15 protein-coding genes are annotated in these 16,725 nt (G+C 35.9%); 4 read left to right on the top strand and 11 right to left on the bottom strand.

Annotated features, from left to right (window positions below; translation table 11 throughout):
- The first annotated feature begins 4 nt into the window (after positions 1-4).
- A complete protein-coding gene (locus tag NP781_RS03965; protein WP_257521427.1) occupies positions 5-931 on the top strand; it encodes a TIGR03943 family putative permease subunit in 927 nt (308 codons plus the stop codon).
- A gap of 34 nt (positions 932-965) precedes the next feature.
- Here NP781_RS03965 and NP781_RS03960 read toward each other — a convergent pair whose 3' ends face one another.
- A complete protein-coding gene (locus tag NP781_RS03960) occupies positions 966-2,228 on the bottom strand; it encodes an NtaA/DmoA family FMN-dependent monooxygenase (protein WP_257522494.1) in 1,263 nt (420 codons plus the stop codon).
- Between the two features lie 201 nt (positions 2,229-2,429).
- On the opposite strand from NP781_RS03960, the gene NP781_RS03955 reads away from it, so the two are divergent.
- Complete coding sequence (locus NP781_RS03955) at positions 2,430-2,897, top strand: hypothetical protein (RefSeq protein ID WP_257521426.1); 468 nt, start codon at positions 2,430-2,432, stop codon at positions 2,895-2,897.
- A gap of 5 nt (positions 2,898-2,902) precedes the next feature.
- Here the strand turns inward: NP781_RS03955 and NP781_RS03950 are convergent, their stop codons facing one another.
- The 10 genes from NP781_RS03950 to NP781_RS03905 form a co-directional block, all read right to left on the bottom strand.
- Positions 2,903-4,033, bottom strand: a complete 1,131-nt coding sequence (locus NP781_RS03950) for a CamS family sex pheromone protein (protein ID WP_221680557.1) — start codon at positions 4,031-4,033, stop codon at positions 2,903-2,905.
- 374 nt (positions 4,034-4,407) lie between these two features.
- On the bottom strand, positions 4,408-4,803 hold the full coding sequence (locus tag NP781_RS03945) for a VOC family protein (RefSeq protein WP_221680556.1): 396 nt from the start codon (positions 4,801-4,803) through the stop codon (positions 4,408-4,410).
- A 288-nt stretch (positions 4,804-5,091) separates the two neighbouring features.
- Positions 5,092-6,009, bottom strand: a complete 918-nt coding sequence (locus NP781_RS03940; protein ID WP_257521425.1) for a D-alanyl-D-alanine carboxypeptidase family protein — start codon at positions 6,007-6,009, stop codon at positions 5,092-5,094.
- Between the two features lie 88 nt (positions 6,010-6,097).
- Entirely contained in the window at positions 6,098-7,279 is a 1,182-nt protein-coding gene (locus tag NP781_RS03935) for a sensor histidine kinase (protein ID WP_257521424.1), read from the bottom strand.
- On the bottom strand, positions 7,215-7,907 hold the full coding sequence (vanR, locus tag NP781_RS03930; protein WP_221680877.1) for a VanR-ABDEGLN family response regulator transcription factor: 693 nt from the start codon (positions 7,905-7,907) through the stop codon (positions 7,215-7,217). Before vanR ends, NP781_RS03935 begins: the two co-directional genes overlap by 65 nt.
- A 221-nt stretch (positions 7,908-8,128) precedes the next feature.
- Positions 8,129-8,716: a pyridoxamine 5'-phosphate oxidase family protein gene (locus NP781_RS03925; protein WP_257521423.1), complete on the bottom strand. Its 588-nt coding sequence runs from the start codon at positions 8,714-8,716 to the stop codon at positions 8,129-8,131.
- A 188-nt stretch (positions 8,717-8,904) separates the two neighbouring features.
- Positions 8,905-9,687 carry a DUF817 domain-containing protein gene (locus NP781_RS03920; protein WP_257521422.1) on the bottom strand — a complete coding sequence of 261 codons (783 nt, stop codon included), beginning with the start codon at positions 9,685-9,687 and terminating at the stop codon, positions 8,905-8,907.
- A 204-nt stretch (positions 9,688-9,891) separates the two neighbouring features.
- On the bottom strand, positions 9,892-11,319 hold the full coding sequence (locus tag NP781_RS03915) for an amino acid permease (protein ID WP_257521421.1): 1,428 nt from the start codon (positions 11,317-11,319) through the stop codon (positions 9,892-9,894).
- Between the two features lie 268 nt (positions 11,320-11,587).
- Positions 11,588-12,493: an arginase gene (rocF, locus tag NP781_RS03910; RefSeq protein WP_221680551.1), complete on the bottom strand. Its 906-nt coding sequence runs from the start codon at positions 12,491-12,493 to the stop codon at positions 11,588-11,590.
- A 375-nt stretch (positions 12,494-12,868) separates the two neighbouring features.
- Positions 12,869-13,456, bottom strand: a complete 588-nt coding sequence (locus NP781_RS03905; protein ID WP_257521420.1) for a TetR/AcrR family transcriptional regulator — start codon at positions 13,454-13,456, stop codon at positions 12,869-12,871.
- A 129-nt stretch (positions 13,457-13,585) separates the two neighbouring features.
- Between NP781_RS03905 and NP781_RS03900 the strand changes: the two genes are divergently transcribed.
- Together NP781_RS03900 and NP781_RS03895 are read left to right on the top strand one after the other, a co-directional pair.
- Positions 13,586-14,575, top strand: coding sequence for an NADPH:quinone oxidoreductase family protein (locus NP781_RS03900; protein WP_221680876.1), 990 nt, complete (start codon positions 13,586-13,588; stop codon positions 14,573-14,575).
- Between the two features lie 288 nt (positions 14,576-14,863).
- Positions 14,864-15,991 carry an acyltransferase gene (locus NP781_RS03895; protein ID WP_257521419.1) on the top strand — a complete coding sequence of 376 codons (1,128 nt, stop codon included), beginning with the start codon at positions 14,864-14,866 and terminating at the stop codon, positions 15,989-15,991.
- Positions 15,992-16,725: the final 734 nt, after the last annotated feature.

Below are 16,725 nucleotides of genomic sequence, written 5' to 3'. Positions count from 1 at the left end.
AACCATGAAATTTCACGTTCAACAAGCGCTAAGAGCCTTAATGTTACTCGCCTTTTCGGCTATGATTGCCAACCTGCATTGGACCGGAGAACTAGCAAAATTTATCAACCCTAAATATGAAGGGCTGAGTAAAACAGCCGCCATTTTATTTTTTATACTATTTCTTGTTCAAGTGACAAGAGTTATATCTTTTTCAAAGGTTCCCCATTCATGTGATCAAACGGGACAAGCATGCTGCTCCCATCACGATCATGGTCACACAGCCTTTACCCGAAAAAAAATAATAGCCTACCTCATTATTATGACACCAATAATGACAGGCTTCTTCGTGCCAGCAAAAATTTTAGATGCATCCATCGCTGATAAAAAGGGTGGTGCATTTATTCTCACTCAGCAAAACCGATCAACTAAAATTGAGGATTACCTCACTTCAAATGAAACGATTGATGAAAACATCTATGATGAGCATGATGCTGATCCCAGACTGATGGAAGAAAAACAGGAAATGACAAAAAAGCAATATGACAAATTAAAGCAACAGTTATCCCAACAATCTATGCTGAAAATGACTGATGAGGACTATACGATCTATTACGAGGAAATTAATCAACATTTGGCTAACTATTTAGGGAAGAAAATACAGTTGAAGGGCTTTGTTTTAAAAGAAGAAAGTTTTACAGAAAAGCAACTAGTGATTTCAAGGTTTCTTATTACGCATTGTGTCGCCGATGCCAGTATCGTTGGCTTTCTGACAGAGTTTTCGGACGCTCCTACACTCACAGAAGATACATGGATTGAAGCGGTCGGTACAATTAGTCAAACAACATATGAGGGTGCAAGCTTACCTGTTATCCATATTGATGATTGGGTAACAATCGAACAACCCGAATCACCTTATCTTTATCCTATTAATATTCGAATGAGTTTCTAGCAACAAAAGGGCAAAGCTTATGGCTTGCCCTTTCTCAGCTATTAATGGGAGAGCGCACATCTAAGCCTAAATGGGAACGTAATGTGCTACCTTTATATTCAGCTCTGAATAACCCCCGCTCTACTAACATGGGAATAACGTTGCTAAAGAACAAATCCAAAGATTTTGCAGGTCCACCTGGTATGGCAATAAAGCCATCCAATGCACCCTCTTCATAAAAAGTAACGATTTGATCGACAATATCCTGTGGTGTACCGATTGCTACAAGGTGGGCTGAGCCAATTACCTCTGGACGTGCTAACAATACTGCGACAGTTGGTTCATTGTTTATAATATAACGACGTACCAATTCTGCATGTGTTTTACTACGTACTTGTTGATCTTTTGATGGCAGCATATCAACCGTTACCTGATCTTCAAGTGCCAAATGACGAACATCCATACCAATCACAGATTCTAAAGCTCTGTAGCGTCGCTCAAGTGTTAAATGTGCATATGCTTGTCGGTGCATTTCGAGTGCTTCTTCATATGTATCCCCTATAAAGAAATAGAGTCCAGGTAATAAGCGAATATCGTCGGCTGAACGACCTACTTCTATAGCCTGCTGACGTAAATCATTACGCATCTCAATACCCACCTCCATGGCTGGTGTAGCCGCAAAAATCGCATTGGAAACCGTAGCCGCAAATCGCCGCCCAACATCCGACGCACCTGCTTGGAAGAGCGGAATCTCTCCTGCTGGATGCATAGGTAGATTTAGGGGACCCTTTATATGGAAAAATTCGCCCTCATGCTCAATTGGCTTAACAAGCTCTATTATTTTCTCTAATTTTCCATCCATTTCTAATGTTTCATAGGGATGACTATGCCATAGCTGCTTGACCACCGCTGTACATTCTGCAGCTTTAGCATAACGCTCCTCGGAAGAAGGCATGGGCTCATTGCTGAAATTATGGGCGCCATCTATAGAGGTGACGATATTCCATCCAACTCGTCCTTCGCTAATCCAATTTAAGGATTGCAATTGACGCGCAATCAGATAAGGTGGCGTAAAGGATGTGGAAATCGTTGTTACTAAGCCAATCTGTTTCGTTTCTCTTGCCACCATCGCCATTAAAAAGCTAGGATCTAAGCCAACTGTTCCTTTCATTTTAGCCATTAATTCTGGATGAGCTATTAAATAATCCGCTTTAAATACAAAATCTAATTTCGCTGCCTCAGCACGCTGCGCAAATGCAATATGTTCGTCTATCAAGGCGCCCTGTTTGCCATGATTCCCGTAAACAGCTAAATGCATTCCAATAATAAGGTGTCTTTTCATTGCTACTCTCCTCCTCTATAATTGAAAATGATTATCATTTTCATAATAACTATTCGTGGCAGAGATTGCAATAAAATACACTTTACAAATGAAAAATGCATATACAAAATAATATTTACTACAAAGTTAAATAAAGGTATTATTGAGATAATTTAATAATATTTAAGCGGAGGAATCATGAGAAAATTTGCCTCTTTATTTATAGTTACTCTTTTAATATTTCCAATTGGTGGAGCATCTTTTATAGAAGATCCTATACACAAATCATCTATTCCGCCAAACCTTGGTGCTTCTGCTGAGGAATCTCATTCTACCCTCACAGCTGAAAAAAGTGATTCTCTTCTTACAACGTCTTCTACCTTTCCAACTGGCCAGGGTTCGATGAGCTTTAATTTTAAAGCGCCTAGTAATGGCACTGCTACAATTCAAATTTATGTGAAAAATAACAGCTCACAATCTATTAGGTTTATATTAACTGCACCTAATGGAACGGTTTGGATAGACGGAGAGATCATTAAATCTGGACAATCATTGACTTCAACTTACGAGTTGGATGCAAGCCAAGCTGGTCAATGGTTCATGAAATTTGATAATAATGATGGTTCTTCAATTACAGTCGATATAAATACAAGTTACGAAATTTAAAATATTCAAATAGGTGATGCAAAAATTTGTTTTTCCGTTGGGTCCCAGAGAACAATTCCAACATCCTGCTTCTGATCGATTACCCGAATGGTAATGGGGATATAGTCAAATAAAATTGTATTTATTTTTGTACTAGTGAGCTGTAACAAGCCAATTAATTCAATATCGTTAACCAGTGGTACATGTATTTCTAGATTAATATCTGTTAATTTACCATCTTCATAACGAAGTTTTCCCATGATTTTAGGATTTAAATGTTTAAATCCACCTTGAATATCCTCTTTAAAAATTAATAATTTATTATACATATTTTGGTCCAAACTATATAAAGCATCTGATGGGAATACATAATGCTTTTTATCTATATCAAGCCATTTTGTTATGGTATCTGCATCTTTAGGTATAAAGGTTTCAGCTAAAAATATGCCCGGAATAATATCGTTTATATTAGATTCTTGATATAAAGTTAAATAAATAGGAACTCTCGGATATTTTTCATTTTTTCTAATATCCTCAAGAATCCTTTTAGCTACTTCCTTACCGTAATTTTTAACGTCGTTGATATCATCATCATTTTGGTCTACTTTCACTTGGCCTGTGTAAATTAAACCATTGGCATCGGAAACTCGTATATCATAAAACTCATTTAATGAGATGGCGATTGACAGCCCCTCTACTTTGTTATTTTCCTTATTAATAAAATTTTGTTCTAACACATGTGAGAGAATCAAAGGATACTTTTTTTCATCCTCTAGTACATTGTCACTTCTAGTTTCAATGGCTGGATTTAACCCAATACCTTCCTCTGTCTTTCTACTTAACCATTGGTTGATCGTTTTCTCTTCTAAATATTGGCCTTGCTGCATATAAAACTTGTCTGTTGAGAAATGATTCACCGATAAATTCATGAGTCCTCTTTCTATTTCATTAATATTTAAAGCATTATTCATATTTTTGATAAATGAACCTCTAGCAATATTGACTTTTGCAGGCTGTTGAATCTCATATACTTCCTTTTTCTGAATCGATGAAATATACTTTTTCTCATTAGCAGTAACACTTTCGTCCTCACTACTACAAGATGCTAAAATCAATATTGGTGCGAATAAAAATAACATACGCCTTCTTTTTTTCATTGCTATTTCTCCTTGCATATTATGTATCATTTGATAACTTACCTCATTTAACGATACCAAATTTACCAAAATAAAACATTACATATTTACAAATCTCCACATTTACCTATCGGATGATCAAAAAAGACCTATGCTCGTTTTCTCGAACATAGGTCTTACTGCTTTATAGTTTTTTCAACTTATGAGTGGGTTTTTCACTACTTTGGAGCGGCTCTCAACTCTTTAAGAGCGAGTTCCCGCTTCTTTGGAGCGACTCTCACACTTTTAGGAGCGGGTTCTCGCTTCTTTGGAGCGGCTCTCACACTTTTAGGAGCGGATTCCCACTTCTTTGGAGCGGCTCTCAACTCTTTTAGAGCGGATTTCCCCCCTCAATACTATTTGGCATTTTTATCGGGCTGGTGAATACCAAATACATTGCCTTCCGTATCAAGATAGTAGCCTTGCCATGCCATTCCTGGTAGTGCGTACTTTGGCATGGCTACTTTGCCCCCGTTTTCAAGAATTTTTGCTTCCGTTACATCATAACTTTCAACACCCATTGTACAAGCAAAGCCATTCAACGCTTGGTTTGTTTCTGGTGAAGGACCTTGACGTTGCATTAAAGCACCGTTAATCCCAAGTTCATCATCTTCACCTGTCACAGCACCGAAGTAAGGCATTCCTGCATATTCACTCCAGTCCTGAAATGACCATCCAAAAACTTCCCCATAAAAATCCTTTGCCCGCTCCATATCACTTACATGAATTTCAAAATGAACTAATCTCCCCATAGTATCCTCCTTAAAGATGAATGTATTTGATCATATTTACTATATATCATTTTTCTGAAAATTAAAATTAATAAATTATCTATCTATTAATGTACCTTCCGATTCGAATGATTCCACAATAAATCAGATACTACTCCTTTAAACGGCTGTCAGAGGCATCTTTATTTCTGCAATACCAACAACAAGTTGGTTTATAGAGAATTATTATAACTACAAAAAAATGTGTGATTAGAAAATGAAATATTCTCCAATCACACTCTATTAGGGGCTAGCAATTTAGTAATGAAGTTATAATTGACTAAAAACCGAAATGGCATCGGTAATATTATATTGCTCCGTTCTAGGGCTACCGTCCGCTCCTACTGTCACTAGCACATATTCTTGTCCATTTATAAGAGCTAAGCTTGCTAAACATAAGCCTGCAACTTCTGTATAGCCAGTTTTTCCACCTAAAAATTCCCCTCCTGGCAATGCACTTGATGTCATATGTTGAAACATGCGACTGGTAAAAGTAATGCCTTCAGGATGAAGGTTTGTTGATTTTATAGAATATCTTTCTGCTGTATAAACATTTCGAAAATCATCGTTTGTTAAGGCGTATTGTAAAAGTAAAGACATATCCTTTACAGTTGTATAATGATCTGAATGGTGCAGTCCAGTTGTATTCACAAAGTGCGTATTTTTCATGCCTAGTTGCTGCGCCTTTTCGTTCATCAGTTTCACGAATCCACGTTCTGACCCGGCAACATATTCAGCTAAACCTAGTGATGCCTCTGCACCTGATGGCAACATAGAGCCATACAACAAATCTTCTACTGTCAGCTTTTCATTTGGGAGAAAGCCCGCCACTGACGCATTTTCCTCTAATAAATCCCGAAAGATATGTTTAGGTAAAATGATTTCTTCTTGTAAATTGGATATCTGCTCAATCGCGACTAGAACCGTCATCATTTTTGTCAAAGAAGCAGGATAAATCTTTTCCTCACTTTTTTTATCTAAGAGAATTTGATTTTCATCCAAATTCACTAAAATTGCATTCGAACTGTATAAATCAAAATCGAGCATATGCTGACTGGCTGTTTGAACTACTTTTGATGCTTGATCTGTTTCCTGACGTAAAGTCATTGGCGATTCTTTCAATTGAAAATAAATAAATATCATCATGAATAAGAACAATAAACTCAAAATACCTTTTCTCTTGAACATAAAAACAACTCCTTCTCTTTATGCTTTTATTCAACCATAAAAAAAGGAGCTTATTTTTAATTTACTATTAGTGAATTCTTAAGGTTTCTTAAGAATTGGTTGGAATCATCACGGTGAATACGGTTGTATCATTACTAGAAGTTGCGGTAATCGTTCCGCCATGGGCCTGTACAATTTCATTAGAAATGGCTAAACCAAGCCCAGCACCTCCTGTTTGGGTAGACCTTGCACTATCTAAGCGGTAAAACTTTTCAAATATCATTTTTAATTTTTCAGGAGGGATCGTCTTCCCTGTATTCGTAAACGAAATAAATGTCTGATTATTTTCGCTTTGCGCACTAATTTCAATTGTACTATTTGGATCACTGTAGGCAATTGCATTTTTTAAAATATTATTAAATACCCTTGCTAATTTATTACCGTCTGCATAGATAGTAATAGCTTCATCTAATTTGACGATGGCTTTTTGACCCTTTGGTGCGAGCAATGGATAAAACTCGTCGGCCACTTGCATTAACATATGATGTAAAGGAATAGAATCTTTCTCTAAAATGATGGATTGTAAATTAAATCTGGTTATTTCAAAAAATTCATTGATTAGTTGTTCCAGTCTATAAGCTTTTTCTAATGTAATCGTCACATATTTTTCCTTCTGCTCTACAGGCATATCCCTCGCTTCATCTAAAAGACTTAAGTAGCCAATAATGGATGTTAAGGGTGTTTTAATATCATGCGCTAAATAGACAACTAAATCATTCTTTCGTTGCTCAGCTTCTTGCGCATCCCTTGCACGCTTTTCTAATTTATATTTCACGTTATTTAATTTTTTCTCCAAAAAATCGAGTTCGGCTGGGAGCTCAATTTCCTTTCCTGACTCATCTGCAAGCATGGTAATACTTGAACTAATTTGATGAAAATATCGGGTAAATCGAGACAAGGCGATATAGAAAATAATCAATAATAATAAAATAAATCCTATCGCTAGCCAAAGCGATTTATTTTGTCGAAATAACACATGATAGGCATTGCTTGCAGCATAATAATCAAGTTGCAAGACATTTTCACAAAAAGCAATAAAAGCATCTGCAAAGGGAGCTTGTAAGACCCCATCAATAAATGCAAAATTGATAAAAAGGCCTATGATGCTAGCTATGACAAGTATCGAAATAATTTGTAAAACCATTTTCCTTTTCAGTTTGCCAAACTCATTTTTCAATGGTATACCCCACTCCCCAAACCGTTTTAATATACTTTGGGTTCTCCGCAGCATCCTTCATTTTTTCCCGTAAATGTCGAATGTGAACCATTACCGTGTTATTACTGCTAAAGTACTTTTCCCCCCAAATTTCTTGGAATAATTGCTCTGAGCTAATAACTGTCCCTCGATTTGCGCATAAATACCAAAGAATAGCGAATTCCGTAGGTGTAAGGGATATGGGCCTTTCATTTAAAAAGACTTGTCGTGTGTTTTTATTAATCACCAAGCCAGCAAAATCAATGATATCTTCTTGCTGCTTCGAACCTTGGTTGTAGAAAGTAAATCTTCGTATTTGTGCCTTTACACGAGCAACCAACTCTAATGGACGAAATGGCTTTGTTATATAATCATCTGCTCCCAGAGAAAAGCCATTTATTTTATCGATTTCTTCTTCCTTTGCCGTAAGCATTATCACTGGAAAATTCAATGTTTCTCGGATTTTTCGTAAAATAGTAAAGCCATCTATATCAGGCATCATAATATCCAGAACAGCTAAATCTACTTTCTCATGCTCAATACATGCCAAAGCCTCTTGAGCTGTATAAAACTTAAATACATGATAGTTTTCATTTTTTAAGTAAAGTTCTATTAAATCTGCAATTTCCTTTTCATCGTCAACAACTAAAATATTCAACCGTATTGCCCTCTCCTTCTTCCCACTTGTTTTCCAATGATTTTTCACTGGGATTATAGCACTTACGCATGACTATATCTATTATTAAGGTAGTTAGATGAAAACATCTTTCCAACTCTACTTTTGATAGGTTTATGTTAGCAAACTCATAGATAGTTTCATAATGAACTATAACTACATCAAAAATAGGCTTAGGTAAAATCCCAAGCCTTACATTTTTCCGATAATTAATTTGTTGGATTGTTTGCTGTAGCAGTAGATTTTTGACTCATATCCTGTGTCACCACTCTGCCTGCGTAATATAGCATTTGTTTATTTAATTTATTCTCCTTTGCAGTTATACTGCTCGGTTTCACTTTCAGAATAAGGGTCGCACTCCCTAAAGATGATTGATATTTTTCGATATGCTTTTTTGATAAAGGTGCTTGGTAATAATTTGGCACATATTTATCAAGCATTGCCTGCATAGCAGCAGTAGCTTCATTTAAATCTGTAACAATTTCCACTAAACCATTTGCAACTACACTCATATAAGCAGTATCAGTCTTAGCAGGAATAGGGTCTACCGTAGTTCCATAATTTTCACTTATTGTAATACATGCATTTTGATTGGTTGTTAAAATGTCTATTTTTCTTCCCTCGTTGGCACCATGGAAATAAAAGCTTCCATCTTTGTAGACATAATTTAGCGGAATAACATATGGCATATGTTGATCCACTAAACCAAGAAATGCAGTTTGTGCACCTTCTAAAAATTGCTTAATTTGCATTTCATCTGTACAAGCTCGTTTTTTCATTCGAATATCTGTTACCATCCTATTTCCCCCTATCCTCTTCTAAAAAGGAGTCTACAGCAGTGTTGCACGCTAAAAAAGGGACAGTTTGATGAAAGGACATGGGTACAAGGTAAAAAAATACTAGTTTATCAGAAGCCCATACTATCTTTCTTAGACGCTTTGCAATTCTCTAGTTCTACAAATGAATCTCATATATTGAATGATTTCTACTCCAAATTTCCCTCTACATCACGATAGAATAATTTAAGTTGTGCAACAATCATAATGCTAATGACTACAAGTAAAAACCATGAACTGATTTTACCAAAATGAACAATCGACCAAGACGCCTCTTGATTCGGATATGACCAAGCTCCAAAGAACGTCGCAATATTTTCAGCAATCCAAATGAAAAAGCCAATCAAAAAGAACGATGCAACGATGGGCATTTTAAAGATTTTGTTCCGTACTGTAAATTTTACAATAGTACGATAAAACACAATAAATAGTAGTGCCATTAACAGCCATCTAAAATCATAAATAAAATGGTGTGTGAAAAAATTCAAGTAGATTACGGCTCCAAGTGGAATAGCTACATAACTTTTTGGCCAACTTACAATTTTTAAATCAAACCTACGCCAGGCTTGGCAAATATAACTTGCCACACTCGCATACATAAATCCACTATATAAAGGCACACCCCCTATTTTTGTCCACGCCTCTTCAGGATATGACCATGAATTGAAATTCACTTTATATAATTCGAGCACGAGCCCAATAATGTGAAACAAGCAAATGACTTTTATTTCATCCTTTGTTTCTAAACCAAATTTATACATCAAGTACTGAGTCAATAGACAGATTGCCAGAATAAAGTCATATCTTCCTACCCCAGGTATTTGAATGGCTTTAGATAGCGCAAGTGTAGCAAATATCACAACAGGAAAAATACACGATAATGATTGATGATACGTAAAGACTCCTAAGTTTTTAATAAAATTCTTCAACATGAATCCACCTCAAATAAACTTGTTCAATTATTTAATTGCTTCTTGTATGAAGAATAAACGATAAATTATCTTATTTCAATATTTTTTTATCGAAAAACAATAAATTTTTTCTCTTAACACTGGAACAATTCCTTGTTAAATACGTCTTTGCTGTTGCTTATCTATAAAGAAAAGAGTAGCCATATAAGTGGCTACTCTTGGATATTAAAGATATATTTTTTGATTTAATTTTAATTGGACTTCTTGTTGGTTTATTTCTAGGTTTGTCACTTTTTTCACTTTTAAATAATAAACGATATAACAACCAATGAAGAATGCTCCACCACAGTAGAGTGCTAAACGTTGAGCTGGATCAAAAGCCAAGCTTGCCATAACAATACAGTTCGCTAATAAACCTAAAATAGGGATTACTGGATACAATGGCGCTTTGAATTTTAAATCCTCTACTTTTCCTCCTTGGCGTATATAGGAGCGTCTAAATGCAATTTGAGATGCTGTAATCGCAATCCAACCAATTTGTGCACCTAAGCCTGCTAGAGATAATAACCACACAAAGACTGTATTAGCAGCAAATACACTTGACAGTAATGACAGACCTGCTACAGCGAGTGTGATTAATAACGCATTCATTGGAATACCTCTTTTATTAACTTTCCCTAAAACGGGACTTGCCATCTTTTCGACAGATAGTGAGAACAGCATACGTGTTGCAGCATAAAGACCAGAGTTTGCGACAGATAATAAGGCTGTTAGGATAACAAAATTCATAATATCTGCTGCATATGGAATACCAATGCTATCTAATACGACTACAAATGGACTTTCCACCACCCCTGCTTTATCCATTGGTATCATTGCTGCAAGTACAAATACGGATAACACAAAGAAGAACAACGTACGCCAAACAGTTTGCTTAATAGATTTAGGGATAGTCTTTTCAGGATTTTCACTCTCCCCAGCAGCAATACCAATCAATTCTGTACCCTGAAATGAAAAATTCACGGTAATCATTGTAATAAGCAGTGCTGTTACACCATTAGGAAATAATCCTCCCTCATAAAAATGTGTAAGGAATGGGGCATTTGTTCCATCTTTCATATCGATTAGCCCAAACATAGCTGCTCCACCAACCGCTAGGAACATAATAATTGCCAATATCTTAATGCTGGAGAAAACAAATTCTGCTTCACCAAATGCTTTTGCTGATAAACCATTCAATACAAAGAGTAGTGCAGCAAATACTAGGCACCACATCCATACCGGTGAATCAGGAAACCATCTTTGCATAAGTTGTCCAGCCCCTAAAAACTCAAGAGCAACAGTTACTGCCCAACCTAGCCAGTATAGCCATCCAACGGCAAAACCAGTAGCAGGACCGATAAACTTTGTTGTATACGTTTGGAATGAGCCTGATACTGGCATAGCAACAGACAATTCACCCAAACATAGCATTGTTAAATACATAACTGCTCCGCCTACTAAGTAAGCTAGGATGGCACCAGTTGGCCCAGCTTGGTTAATCGTGTAGCCTGATCCAAGAAAGAAACCAGTTCCAATACATCCGCCAAGTGAAATCATAAATAAGTGTCTTGCTTTCATACTTCTTTTTAATTCATATTGTTCTGCTGCCATAAAAAACTCCTTACATTCATTATCTGTGTAAGCACTTTCTTTTTTTCGTGCAAAAAAGATAACAATCAAAATTTGAATGATTAATAGATAAACTGTTTTATATATTTTATGAACTGTCAATTTTCTGACAAAATAAAGGCTATTGATTAGCTAAATTATATTGTAAACTTACTATAGGGAGAGCTACTTTCTTATAGTTGGTTGTCGCGACCTAATTTTCTAAGAAAAGTTCTTCCTTTTGAGATACCAAATGACTTCTATTCATGGCTTAAAGTAATGTATCGCCAAATAGTGAGCTGATTAAAGCTACCGCAGCAATAGCCGTTTTATTGTATTGATCTAATACTGGGTTTGTCTCAACAAATTCTGCTGAAGTAATAATATTTGCTTCTGATAGCATTTCCATAGCCAAATGACTTTCACGATAGCTAATACCACCTGCTACTGGCGTGCCTACGCCTGGTGCATCATTTGGATCAAGTCCATCTAAATCTAATGATAGGTGAACACCGTCTGTGCGCTCCTTTAAATAGTCAATCGTTTCGGACATCACTTTCGTCATTCCTAAACGATCAATTTCATGCATCGTGTATACTTTAATACCAATTTCCTTAATAAGCTTTTTTTCTCCTGGATCTAAATCACGAGCACCAATAATAACAACGTTTTCAGGCTTTACTTTTGGAGCATAGCCTCCGATATTTGTAAGTGCTGGATGACCAAGACCCAAGCTTACAGCTAAAGACATGCCATGGATATTTCCTGAAGGAGATGTTTCACCAGTATTTAAATCGCCATGGGCATCATACCAAATGACACCTAGATTCTCATAATGCTTGGAAACTCCTGCTAATGTTCCAATAGCAATACTATGATCTCCACCTAATACTAAAGGAAAACGATTTAAAGAAATTTCATGGTCTACTTTTTGGCCTAGCTTCTCGTTACTTTCTGTGACAGTTTTTAAATTTTTTAAGTTTGTCTTTCCTTCTGCGTCTTTATCTTCGTGTACAAAGTCAATAGTTAAATCCCCTTCGTCATAAATCGAATAACCAAGGCTCTCAAGTCGTTCAGTTACCCCCGCATATCTGATAGCACTTGGTCCCATGTCTACGCCTCTTCTTGTTTGACCTAAATCCATGGGCACCCCAATAATTGTCACTTCTTTATTCATGATGTTTTCTCCTCTCCAATAATTACTTTCACAGTATAAAGAAATTGCAACATTGACTCAACTCGACATTATTTTAAATTTTTATACAGTTTTAATTATTAAAAACATAGATTTATTCTTGTATAAACGAATGCATAAACGCTATTTCAATGCATAACAAAACATTTTTTCCCTATTAAATACGTTTTTTTGTAAGAAATTACTAAACAAAATATTAAAACTGTTCTTTTTTTATAGTTTTTTCCGAAAATTTTGACGGTAATTTTATCTATAAATGCAATATGTTCATAATTATTTTCCAAAATCACTCAATTATTCTTCTTTTTAACGGCAAAAAAAAGCCTTACTACAATAGTAATAAGGCTTTTCAATTACCTATTTTAATAATCGCACAATACTATTCAAACAGGTTTCTTTATAAAATTTATGTTGTTCTTCTAAATCGCAGGTTAACCACTGAATTAATGAACCATCAATCATTGCCCGCATCATTTTTGCATAGGTTAAGGAATCAATGTCTGAACTAAAGACCCCTTCTTTTTTTCCTAATTCAATAATTTCTTCTCCAATTCCCCAGCAATTCTCATAAAATTTTAAGTTAATTCTTTTGTACTCTTCATTGCTATTTGCCTGAGCTAAAAAATCTAAATAAACTCTGTAAAATTTTTTATTTTCTATAGGGGATACAAATACAGCACTTAAGTAAGCATGAAGCTTGTCTATAGCTGTTTGATGCTGGCCTATTTCTTGTATTTCATAGCTGTAGATTTTGTTCGTAGTGGATTCAAGTAATTCTAATAAAATGTTTTGTTTGCTTGTAAAGTAGTAGTGAACTACTCCTTTTGAGACACTGGCATGATTGGCTATGTCTTGTAGTGTAACCTTATCATAACCTAATTGTGAAACAGCGTTAAACGCTGCTTTCATAATCTGTTTTTTACGTTCTTCCTCTTTCTTTTTCATAGGAGCCTCCGATGACTTGATAGAAGTTATTATACATGAAGAGTAGCAACAATCCAATTTTATATTGACCGGTCAGAATAATTTTGGTACTGTTTAATGGAATAAAATTGTAGGGGGACGTTTACGATGATGGCAGAAAATTTTAGTGCACTAGTAGTCAATAAAGATGATACATTTACAGTGAAAGTGAACAAATTAACTTTAGAAGATCTACCAAAGGGTGAGGTATTAATTAAAGTTAGTTATTCAGGTATTAATTATAAAGATAGTCTTGCCTCTATTCCTGATGGTAAAATCGTTGCGTCTTATCCTTTTGTCCCTGGTATTGATTTAGCTGGGACTGTTGTTTCTTCAGAGGATCCACGCTTTAAAATTGGTGACGAGGTCATTGCAACTAGCTATGAAATAGGTGTTTCCCATTTTGGTGGCTTTAGTGAATATGCCCGCATCCCAGCACAATGGATTGTACCGCTTCCAAAAGGACTTTCCCTTAAAGAGGCTATGGTAATTGGTACTGCAGGATTTACAGCTGCATTATCTGTTCAAAAGTTAGAGGAAAATGGTATTCATCCTGAAAAAGGGAAAATTCTTGTGACAGGGGCTACAGGTGGTGTAGGTAGCTTTGCCGTCTCTATTCTTTCAACACTGGGTTATCAAGTTGAAGCGAGCACAGGAAAAGAATCTGAACATGAATATTTACAATTACTCGGAGCTACTACAATCGTAAATCGTGAAGAGGTTTATGATGGAAAAATTAGAGCATTAGGAAAACAAAAATGGGCTGCTGCTGTTGATTCTGTTGGTGGAGAGCCACTTGCCTCATTATTAAGCCAAATTCAATATGGTGGGGCTGTTGCAAGTAGTGGTTTAACAGCAGGTACACAGCTTCCTACAAGTGTATTTCCCTTTATTTTAAGAGGCGTAAATTTACTTGGAGTTGATTCTGTTTATTGCCCAATGGACATTCGATTGAACATTTGGCATCGTTTAGCGACTGATTTCAAACCAGCCAACCTTAATGATTTCATTCAGCAAGAAGTAACACTACAACAACTTCCTGATGTTTTACCTATTTTACTGAAGGGTCAAGCAAGAGGTAGAATCCTTGTTGCATTATAAGGAGTTTCATCAAGCTCCCTTCTCCATTCTATTTCCCAGAAAATAATTCTAGTTGTCAAATAACAACATAAAGCTTCTACGCATAGCGAGCGTGGTAGCTTTTTTTATTGTTGACATCTCCCTGACATATAAGCACTTTATAGTAACTCATGAACGCCCAGCCTGTTTCCTTTAGACAAATTTAGGCAACAAAACTTGTCTAAATTTGTACGAACAAGCATACCAATAGAGTATGTAGGCAGTATTATGGGAATTCAATACTATAATTAATAATTTGGAGATGATCGTATGAAGCGAGCACATATTAATGAATTAGCTATTACACGGGCTTTAGCCATTCTAGCTGTTCTTCTTATTCATTCTACTAGTACACCTGTAACGGCTTTATCTAGTGACTCAAAATTATATCCATTTTATGTATTTTTCAATATCGCCCCAAAATTCGCTGTCCCTGCTTTTATTTTTTTAAGTGGCTTTGTATTATTTTACAATTATATACAAAAGGATTTAACAAAGGAGCTTATCATTCATTTTTATAAAAAAAGAGTGACCCAAATACTCATTCCTTACCTCGTTTTTTCTATTTTTTATTATGCAGCTATGCAATTTTATGGAACACATGATTTAGCAGACACTTGGCGCTCCCTATTTAGTGTCGAATTTCTTGAAAAACTATTGCTAGGCAAAGCATATACCCATCTATACTATATATTTATAATCGTCCAATTCTATCTTATGTTTCCATTATTCCTATATATTTTAAAGAAAAAACCAGCCCTATCTCCTTATTTAATTTGGATTGGGTTTGTTCTTCAATGGGTCTTTATTCTATTAAACGCAGAGTTTTGGCAGTATCCCTATAGAGGGAGTATCGCTTTCTCTTATCTCTTATATTTCTTAGCAGGGGCATTTTTAGGAATTTATTTTGAAAAATACAAAGGATGGCTTCAAGTAAAAAAAGAAAATTTTCCAATCACGATACTTTTTCTTTGGTGTATATGGCTAATTTCTACTATGTATAATGTTTATTTATATTACTTTGTTTATTCATCCCAATCCTATTTAGTGAACAGCAACGTATTTGAATTAGTTTTTCAGCTACAATCTTTTACAGCCTGTATTGTCTTCTTACAGCTTTCTTTCTGGATCTATGATAAATGGAACCAAGCTGTTGTAAATGGCTTAATCAATCTGGGAACAGTATCATTTGGCATCTATCTACTACATCCATTTTTCCTTTTCCTTTATAGACAATTAAATACTGGTGGTAATAGTATTATGTATCATCTTTGGAGCATGGGGGGCTTTATTTTTGCCCTTTTCGTTCCATGGATGGTCGTGCTATTGATGGGCAGATTCTTTAAGTACCATTGGATTGCCTTTGGTCCTATCCCGAGCAAATTCCCTTACAAATAGCTGTTCAATATGCACAGCCAGTCGTCGATTAGTTTCCGTCAACTGGCTGTGTATTTAGTTGAGAACCTGTTATTTTGTGCTTACCGTTACTGAAATACTAGTGTTTCTTCTGTGGTACATTATTAAACTAAGAAGAAACTAATTAAAAAGGCCCTGTGGAAATCTCCCAAGGGGTTTCATAGTGTTAAAAAAACAATCAATAAAATTTTTGTATAAAGTGAAAATGAATTTCCGTTGCAGGCTACTTACTTTCCTGTGGGCGAGCGCCGAATTGCTTCCTCCGCTACCACTCCGTTTAGAGTTTTGCCTGTCTTGCTATCCCAAGAGAGTCAAGTAGCCCTCCCCTCACCCACAAAAGTGTTACCTTTTTAGCAAAGGTTTTCAAATAAAGTGAAGGTTTATGAAGAGGTGTTGTCACGCATCACTTCTCTACATTGAAAATAAAAACCTATCCTTTCTCTAATCATGCAAATCATGGGCTATTTTGATCGCTACCGCTAGTATGAAAAATAAGGAAAAAATACTTTTGCAGAATGGTTGATTGGAGTGGAGCCAGCGTCACTCTTAGGGGGTTTAGCATCACAGTGAAGCGGGCTGCTCATCGGACGCCCCCTGGAAAGGACGCTGGCGGAACGGAAATCAACCTCTCGCCTTGCCTAAAGGTCTTTCTCTCCTATTAGCATGATCTTATTTAAACACTAAAAAAACCCTGTGGAAATCTCCACAGGGCTTTT

Source organism: Lysinibacillus sp. FN11 (assembly GCF_024628845.1).
Lineage (GTDB): Bacteria > Bacillota > Bacilli > Bacillales_A > Planococcaceae > Lysinibacillus > Lysinibacillus capsici.
Note: the sequence above shows the minus strand (reverse complement) of the source record. Positions and strands in the feature narration are given on the sequence as shown.

Bases quoted from the DNA above. Each gene is read 5' to 3' on its own strand.
- NP781_RS03895 (WP_257521419.1), top strand. From the start codon at position 14,864: ATGAAGCGAGCACATATTAATGAATTAGCTATTACACGGGCTTTAGCC.
- NP781_RS03955 (WP_257521426.1), top strand. From the start codon at position 2,430: ATGAGAAAATTTGCCTCTTTATTTATAGTTACTCTTTTAATATTTCCA.
- NP781_RS03925 (WP_257521423.1), bottom strand. From the start codon at position 8,716: ATGGTAACAGATATTCGAATGAAAAAACGAGCTTGTACAGATGAAATG.
- NP781_RS03905 (WP_257521420.1), bottom strand. From the start codon at position 13,456: ATGAAAAAGAAAGAGGAAGAACGTAAAAAACAGATTATGAAAGCAGCG.
- NP781_RS03950 (WP_221680557.1), bottom strand. From the start codon at position 4,033: ATGAAAAAAAGAAGGCGTATGTTATTTTTATTCGCACCAATATTGATT.
- NP781_RS03960 (WP_257522494.1), bottom strand. From the start codon at position 2,228: ATGCATTTAGCTGTTTACGGGAATCATGGCAAACAGGGCGCCTTGATA.
- NP781_RS03945 (WP_221680556.1), bottom strand. From the start codon at position 4,803: ATGGGGAGATTAGTTCATTTTGAAATTCATGTAAGTGATATGGAGCGG.
- NP781_RS03900 (WP_221680876.1), top strand. From the start codon at position 13,586: ATGGCAGAAAATTTTAGTGCACTAGTAGTCAATAAAGATGATACATTT.
- NP781_RS03920 (WP_257521422.1), bottom strand. From the start codon at position 9,687: ATGTTGAAGAATTTTATTAAAAACTTAGGAGTCTTTACGTATCATCAA.
- NP781_RS03915 (WP_257521421.1), bottom strand. From the start codon at position 11,319: ATGGCAGCAGAACAATATGAATTAAAAAGAAGTATGAAAGCAAGACAC.
- NP781_RS03935 (WP_257521424.1), bottom strand. From the start codon at position 7,279: ATGCTGCGGAGAACCCAAAGTATATTAAAACGGTTTGGGGAGTGGGGT.
- NP781_RS03965 (WP_257521427.1), top strand. From the start codon at position 5: ATGAAATTTCACGTTCAACAAGCGCTAAGAGCCTTAATGTTACTCGCC.
- rocF (WP_221680551.1), bottom strand. From the start codon at position 12,493: ATGAATAAAGAAGTGACAATTATTGGGGTGCCCATGGATTTAGGTCAA.
- NP781_RS03940 (WP_257521425.1), bottom strand. From the start codon at position 6,009: ATGTTCAAGAGAAAAGGTATTTTGAGTTTATTGTTCTTATTCATGATG.